Consider the following 7,248-nt stretch of genomic DNA (forward strand, 5'->3'; position numbering starts at 1 on the left):
TATGCAGGACTACCGATTAGTTTAATAGGTTGCAATGCAGATAATAGCAATTTTCCCCTATCGAACTCAACCCAAATCCGCGATCGAAAACAGGCGATCGCACTTCTTGGGCGATAGTCCGAATTTTATCGAATGCTGAGCAGTATACAATTGCGCGTTTTGTCAACCGCCAAGATGCGGACGATCGGCGGAGGGCTTTGTGTCGGTTTATTCCAGGGGGTGTGTTTGAAGTTGTTATGTGCGATCGCACCTAATCAATAAACCTCTCGAATAATCATTGTGGAACAGGCATCTTGCCTGTTCAAGACTGGCTTTTCTGGAGATGTCTAATAAACACAAATGACGATAACAATTGTAGCCACTCCGCATTAAGTCCGTCGGGGGTTGAAACCCCCGCCTCATAGCGAAAGTCCTCGCTATGAGGACTATAAATGACAAATCACTCTTTCAGTCGTCTTCAGACGACTTCAGCTATGAGACAGGGGTTTCAACCCCTGGCGGACTGGCGGACTGGCGGACTGGCGGACTATCGGACTAACCGAGGTTTCTGGCCACCTGTGTATAATCATGGATGAAAACCCGCCCCAAATTTATTTAGACTGTTTAGAAGGTTCGGGACTTACAATTAACAATTGATCGCCGGATTGACTTTGTTGAATTGCCATCACAGGCGGGCGAGCTTTAGGGTCTTTTTGCTGTTCTTTTGTTAAAGCCGGAAACAGATAAATCCAGTTCCCTCTCTCCAAAAGCAACCGCCAAACTCTAGGTTCTTTGGGATTATTGATATCAGTATAATCTCTTTTGCTCAAATCTGCAAATAGACCTGCATCGCCGATCGCCTTAAATCCTTTGGGGTCTAGTCGGAGTGTTGGATCGTCGAGTTTTCTGCCTAAAGCAATGTTGTCTTGCTTGGCGATTAAGGCAACGGCGGGTAAAGATGAATTTTCCCCGGCATCGCGTCGGGCATCGGCAATACCTTGGTGGTATGCTGACCAAAACAACACTAGCAATACCCAACCGACGATGATAATTTCGTCAACGAGCGATCGCAATAATTTGATTGAGTTCAATCTATTGATATTAAATCGCTGCCAAGACTTCAGGAAGCGATGAAGCAACCCTAATCTTCTTCTGCGAGCAGAGAAACGCCAACGTCTAGCTCTGCGATTAATTTTAACAGCAACTGTCTTGTTTATACTATTAACCAGCCACAAACTGAGGTAAATCGCCAGGGCTGTCAGCAGAAGGGCGATCGCACTTCTGAGTATTGTCCAGCCATCTCCTAAAAATACCTGAAGCGGTACTAGGAAAAACGATTCTACTGGTAAATCGAGGGTAATTACATTTAGCTGAAAGCAGTAAAAATAAGACCAGCGATAAATCCAGCCCGTGAAAAACAAAGCGGCACCGAGTAAGCCAACAACACTGGCAAAGTTGCCTAAAATATTCGATTCGGGAGTAGGTTGGGGAGAAGCGGTCACGGAATCACCTTCAAGGGATGTGGAGTACAATTTTAGGACAGTAGCACGGGTAACGCTTATCCTTGAAGGGGGTCTAGGGGACGATGAAACGCAAAACACTTTCATTTCTAGTTGTAGCACTTTTTACGGTAACAGCGGGTATGGCTGCACAAGTTAATGCGGCCAGTCAGGAAGTCCAGAAACAGAATTTACCATCGGTACAAGCACAGGCTAACGCTAGTCAGCCGATACCCGTAGCGTTGCCAACGCAAGCGGAAATTGTGATGAAAGGGGGCGGAAAAAGAGACGGTCGAGTTATGCAGATTGATGAGAAAGTGCAACAATTATGGATACAGCTAGGACAGGAAAAGCGATCGATCCCGTTGGGTCAAATTGATAAAATCGTGTTTTCCAAAAGTGCGGTGGTTTATCGTAGAAATGGCGGGCCAGCTCTTCGGGGCGATGGCACTCCAGCGAAAGGCCGTCCAGAGACTTGGCGCGGTATTCCCATGAACGCTTTTCGCTTGCTAGATCCGAATAAAGGTCAAGCGGATGTGAAGCTAGAGTCTGTTCTTTCTCTTGACAAGTTGGACAGTATCAGGTCAGTTATGACGGGAGATGGGAAAAATAAACGGCAATTTGTCGTGGATGAAATGCAGTTTGATGTGCAGAAAAAGACGATGACAATTGCCGCGACTCCGTATTGAGTCCGTCGGTAGGTCAGAAACCGGGTTTTTTTACGAAAATATTTCGTGCAGCCCGCAGATTCGGTAAAAAACCCGGTTTCGAGGAGTCGGAGTGCGTAATTCTTGTCTATTTCACTTCAAATCTTGCATGATTCTCGATCTTGCAGTCCTCGACCGAGGACTTAAGCTTTGAGGCCGGGGTTTTAACCCTTGCCGGACTGTTGCAACAAATGTAAAATATTAGTGGCACTAAAATTAAAATCCTAACTCTCTTTACTAAAACCGATGGAAACCATAAATCTTAAAGAAGAAGTCCGCAGCTTAATCGATAAATTACCTGAAAACTTTACTTGGTCTGACCTGATAGCTGCAATTTATCTCAGAAAAAGGATGCCATCTCAATCAATTCAAGTTAAAGGTATCACAGAAACAGTTGAAGCAGAAACTTTGCATGAAGTTGAAGAATGGTTGTCTACACCTAGCCGATTTGGGAGCGATCGAGGAATAATTACAACTTCTGATGACTTTGATGAACCGCTGGAGTTATTGCCATCACCGTTAGTCAATAGCTTGCTTGAAAAAGCTAAAGAATTGACTAAAGTATCTGCTGAATTAACTGAAATCATTGCTAAAATTGAGAAAGAACGCCAGATTGAGCAACCTCAAAATTTTTGGGAAGCAATCCAAAAGTTTCGTCAAGAAAACAATCTAGAAGAAGCAGGAATTGAGGCAGAAGTTTTTGATGGACTCAGAGATTCATCACCAGGGCGCGAGGTTATTTTGTGACTTTGCGATTTTTATTAGATACTAACGTACTTTCGGAACCAACTCGACCAATTCCGAATGCAAATGTGGTCAAAATGTTAGAGCGATACAAAGAAGAATTTGCGACGGCAACAGTTGTATTTCACGAACTTTTATTTGGGTGTAAGCGACTTCCTGAATCAAGGAAACGTCGAATTCTAGAAAGTTATCTCTATGAGACAGTTCGAGTTCAAATTCCTCTGCTGCCTTATGATACTAATGCTGCCATCTGGCACGCGACAGAAAGAGCGCGTCTCTCCAGTATTGGAAAAACTCCATCATTTGCAGACGGTCAAATTGCGGCGATCGCTAAAGTAAACGAATTGATACTTGTGACGAACAATGTTTCAGACTTTGCAGATTTTCTTGAATTGAAAATAGAAAATTGGTATGTCTAAATATTGCTTGTTAATCGCACAAGCAATGGCGGAAGGGATACCTATATTAAGTAAAAATTCTGCGTTTGATACCTATTCTATTAATCGGATTTGGTGAATTATAAAAATGATGAAACGAATTATTAGCAGTGTTTTAGTTTTGGGTGTGTGTCTGACTCCTCTGACTATACCGGTAATGGTTCAACCTAGTTGGGGGCAAAGTCAAAATGCACATGTTGAAGCAATAAACAGACTCATACAGCAAGCACTACAACAGACAAAACAAGGACAAGCGCGACAAGCAATAGAAACATGGCAACAGGTTCTAGCCCTAGCACAACAAGTAAAAGATCAAAAGCTCGAAGCACTAACACTCAATTATATTGGTTTTAACTACAACAGGATCTCCCAACCGCAAGAAGCCTTAAAATACTATAACCAAGCTTTACCAATTAAGCGGGCAGTGGGCGATCGCTCTGGGGAAGCTACTACTTTGAATAATATCGGTGCAGTCTATAACAGGATTGGACAGCCGCAAGAAGCATTGAAATACTTTAACCAAGCTTTACCAATTAGCCGGGCAGTGGGCGATCGCTCTGGGGAAGCTGCTACTTTACATAATATTGGTGCAGTCTATAACAGGATTGGACAGCCGCAAGAAGCATTGAAATACTATAACCAAGCTTTACAAATTATGCAGTCAGTGGGCGATCAGTCTGGGGAAGCTGCTACTTTGATTAATATGGGTGCAGTCTACGACAACATCGGAGAACCGCAAGAAGCTTTGAAATACTATAACCAAGCTTTACCGATTATGCAGTCAGTGGGCGATCGCTCTGGGGAAGCTGCTACTTTGAATAATATTGGTGCAGTCTACGATAGTATTTCCCAACCACAAGAAGCTTTGAAATACTATAACCAAGCTTTACCAATTAGGCGGTCAGTGGGCGATCGCTCTGGGGAAGCCGTTACTTTGAGTAATATTGGTGCAGCCTACGAGAGAATTTCCCAGCCACAAGAAGCTTTGAAATACTATAACCAAGCTTTACCAATTATGCGGTCAGTGGGCGATCGTGCGGGGGAAGCTGCTACTTTGATTAATATTGGTGCAGTCTACGACAACATCGGAGAACCGCAAGAAGTATTGAAATACTATAACCAAGCTTTACCAATTATGCGGTCAGTGGGCGATCGCTCTGGGGAAGCTGCTACTTTAAATAATATTGGTGCAGTCTATAACAGGATGGGACAGCCGCAAGAAGCATTGAAATACTTTAACCAAGCTTTACCCATTAGGCGGTCAGTGGGCGATCGTGCGGGGGAAGCTTCTACTTTGAATAATATTGGTTTAGTCTACTACAACATCGGACAACCGCAAGAAGCATTGAAATACTTTAACCAAGCGTTACCAATTAGGCTGAAAGTAAAAGATCGCGAGGGGGAAGCTGTTACTTTGACTAATATTGGTGCAGTGTACCGCGATACGAAGCAACCAACTCAAGCGATCGACAATTGGGAGAAATCCGTCCAAATCACCTTAGAAATGCGAAGTGGTTTACAGCGAGAAAATCGCCACAAGTTTTTAGAAGGTGAAAGAGGTAGCGCAGTTGCACTTGTCGATCTTCTCATCGACCAAAACCAACCTGATCGCGCTTTCCAATGGATCAACATCGCCACCACAGCCGATCTCGCCGACTACACCCGCCTCATCAACGCCAAAGTAGCCAACCCCCAAGCACAAAAAGCCATTGATGAGTGGAATCAAAAAAATCAACAACTCCAATTCCTCCGTCGCCAACTCCAAGAAAACTTCTCAGACAATCTCGCCCGACAAATGCGGGAATTAGAAGCAGAAGTCTACCGCAAAGCAGAAGAAATCCGCCGAGACTTCCTAGAAGTGGCCGAACTCTTTGAAACCACACCCAAAGACATCGCCCAACTGAAAGCAAGTATCGCACCAGATACCGTTGTCATTCAACCCGTCTTGCTGACAAATATCAAAAATGTCCCCAATACCGTCGCCCTATTAGTCTTGACAAAAGACAGTTTAAGTATTAAAAAACTTCCTATAAACCCCGCAGAATTCGACCAACTCCTCACCGAACATGACAAACAGCTACATCTTGGCTGCGACGACCAAGGCATTTGCGATCGCAACCAAAATTACGCCGTTACAGGCGGCAAACTTTACGACATCCTCATTCGTCCGGTTGAAGACAAAATCAAGGCATTTTCTCCCAAACAATTGAGCATCATCGCTACGGGAAAACTGCGCTACATCCCCTTTGAAACCCTGTATGACGAACAAACAGATGAATTCCTCATCCAGAAATATCCCGTCAACTATCTCACCCGCATTTCCACAAGGTCAATTCCAGATTCGACATTACAAGGCGGAGTCTTAGCATTAGGAAATCCCATCCCCCGTGCTCCACAAAATTTACCAGGGACAGAAGAAGAAGTTAGAAATATCGCTCAATCATTCCCCGGAAGTTCCGCCTATATCGGCAATGCCGCCACCCTCGATCAATTCAAAACTCAAGCACCCCGCTTTCCTTTTTTACACCTAGCAACTCACGGCTGTTTCCAACAGGGAGGCTGTCAACAATTGGGTATGGAGGAAAATACACTGCTATTTGCTGACAGCCAATTCAATATTCGCGATGCGGCGTTATTAGGATTGCAAAACACCAGACTACTCACCTTAAGCGCCTGTCAAACTGCTATGCAAGCGAATTCTAACGGTGAAGAAATATCGGGAGTTGCCTATGTATTTGAGCGTGCGGGCGCACAAGCAGTGATGGCGAGTTTGTGGAGTGTTGATGATGCCGCTACTAAAGATTTGATGGTTGAATTTTATCAAAATATCAATAAAGGGATGAGTAAAAATGAAGCTTTGCGACAAGCTAAGTTGAGCCAAATTACTCGCCATCCGTTTTATTGGTCGCCGTTTATTTTAATTGGCGATGCGCGGTAGTTAATACCGAAGAGTAAACCGTGTATTTGACGTATTTAGTTCCAGAGATATTACCCACAGTCAGGACAGGCAATGCCGTGTCCTCAATTGCCGTGTCCTCAATTGCCGTGTCCTTAATTCCTCTAAACTCTCCCCCACAAAGCCAAGCCGCCGCCCCTTCCCCTAGCCGCAATTATCCCATCTTCTACCAGAAAATATGCAAAAAATGCCTGCTTCCCCACACTCAAACTAAAAAATTCCGCCTCCCGCGCTTCTCCACCGCGAATAAATCCTTGATACACAGTTTTACCCAACAATTCCACCGTAATTCTGGTAAAATCAAAAGCTAAAATATTTTTATTAACCAAAAGCTTAGTCGGCCCGGAAAGAGTTAGGGCGATCGCCCCAACTTGCACCGAATTCTCCACCCTGCCGGTTTCGCTATTCTCTCCCCCTTCAGCAACAGGTTCCGCAGAATAAGCAATTTGAATTTTAGCAATCCACTGAGGGATGTAACGTCCCGCACCCAAAACAATCCCCGCTTTTTGTCGAGTCTTTTTGGTGCCGGTGATAAAACAGAGTTGCCAGTTGCCGATTAACTGCTCGAAAGAATAGCGGATTTTATTTTTTTTCGCGTTTTTCTCAGCTTCTAGGAGGGCGGCGACTACAGCGTCGGGAGATGGTTTTGTATTCGATTTAGCGGCTTGTTCTAGAATTGATATGTTTTCCATTGAACTAACAATAACAGGAATTTACTAGGCTTGATGCAAAATTTTAATGGACAGGCAAGATGCCTGTTCCACCAGCAGAGAGATTGCTTGTGGGGCAGGCATCTTGCCTGCCTCTGATGGGCAACAGGCAAGATGCCTGTTCCACCAGCAGAGAGACTGTGGGGCAGGCATCTTGCCTGCCTCTGATGGGCAACAGGCAAGATGCCTGTTCCACCAGCAGAGAGACTGTGGGGC

Annotated in this window: 7 protein-coding genes; 5 read left to right on the forward strand and 2 right to left on the reverse strand. The window is 44.5% G+C overall.

Going from position 1 to position 7,248, the window contains the following annotated elements; translation table 11 throughout:
- Positions 1-132: 132 nt before the first annotated feature.
- Positions 133-261, forward strand: coding sequence for a hypothetical protein (locus tag QUA00_RS08440; RefSeq protein ID WP_333409315.1), 129 nt, complete (start codon positions 133-135; stop codon positions 259-261).
- A gap of 329 nt (positions 262-590) precedes the next feature.
- On the opposite strand, the gene QUA00_RS08445 is transcribed toward QUA00_RS08440, so the two are convergent.
- Positions 591-1,481 (reverse strand): hypothetical protein, encoded by an 891-nt coding sequence (locus tag QUA00_RS08445; RefSeq protein ID WP_333409316.1) that lies wholly within the window; start codon positions 1,479-1,481, stop codon positions 591-593.
- Between the two features lie 83 nt (positions 1,482-1,564).
- Here QUA00_RS08445 and QUA00_RS08450 point away from each other — a divergent pair, with 83 nt between their 5' ends.
- The 4 genes from QUA00_RS08450 to QUA00_RS08465 all read left to right on the forward strand — a co-directional run bounded on the left by QUA00_RS08450 (position 1,565) and on the right by QUA00_RS08465 (position 6,304).
- A complete protein-coding gene (locus QUA00_RS08450) occupies positions 1,565-2,167 on the forward strand; it encodes a hypothetical protein (protein WP_333409317.1) in 603 nt (200 codons plus the stop codon).
- Between the two features lie 264 nt (positions 2,168-2,431).
- A complete protein-coding gene (locus tag QUA00_RS08455; RefSeq protein ID WP_333409318.1) occupies positions 2,432-2,932 on the forward strand; it encodes a hypothetical protein in 501 nt (166 codons plus the stop codon).
- Entirely contained in the window at positions 2,929-3,348 is a 420-nt protein-coding gene (locus tag QUA00_RS08460; protein ID WP_333409319.1) for a type II toxin-antitoxin system VapC family toxin, read from the forward strand. Before QUA00_RS08455 ends, QUA00_RS08460 begins: the two co-directional genes overlap by 4 nt.
- A gap of 109 nt (positions 3,349-3,457) precedes the next feature.
- Positions 3,458-6,304: a CHAT domain-containing protein gene (locus QUA00_RS08465; protein ID WP_445305725.1), complete on the forward strand. Its 2,847-nt coding sequence runs from the start codon at positions 3,458-3,460 to the stop codon at positions 6,302-6,304.
- 122 nt (positions 6,305-6,426) lie between these two features.
- Here the strand turns inward: QUA00_RS08465 and QUA00_RS08470 are convergent, their stop codons facing one another.
- The gene (locus QUA00_RS08470) at positions 6,427-7,014 is read right to left on the reverse strand and encodes a hypothetical protein (RefSeq protein ID WP_333409321.1); all 588 of its coding nucleotides are present in this window, start codon (positions 7,012-7,014) and stop codon (positions 6,427-6,429) included.
- Positions 7,015-7,248: the final 234 nt, after the last annotated feature.

The organism is Microcoleus sp. T2B6, from assembly GCF_036700475.1.
In the GTDB taxonomy this organism is placed as follows: domain Bacteria; phylum Cyanobacteriota; class Cyanobacteriia; order Cyanobacteriales; family Microcoleaceae; genus Microcoleus.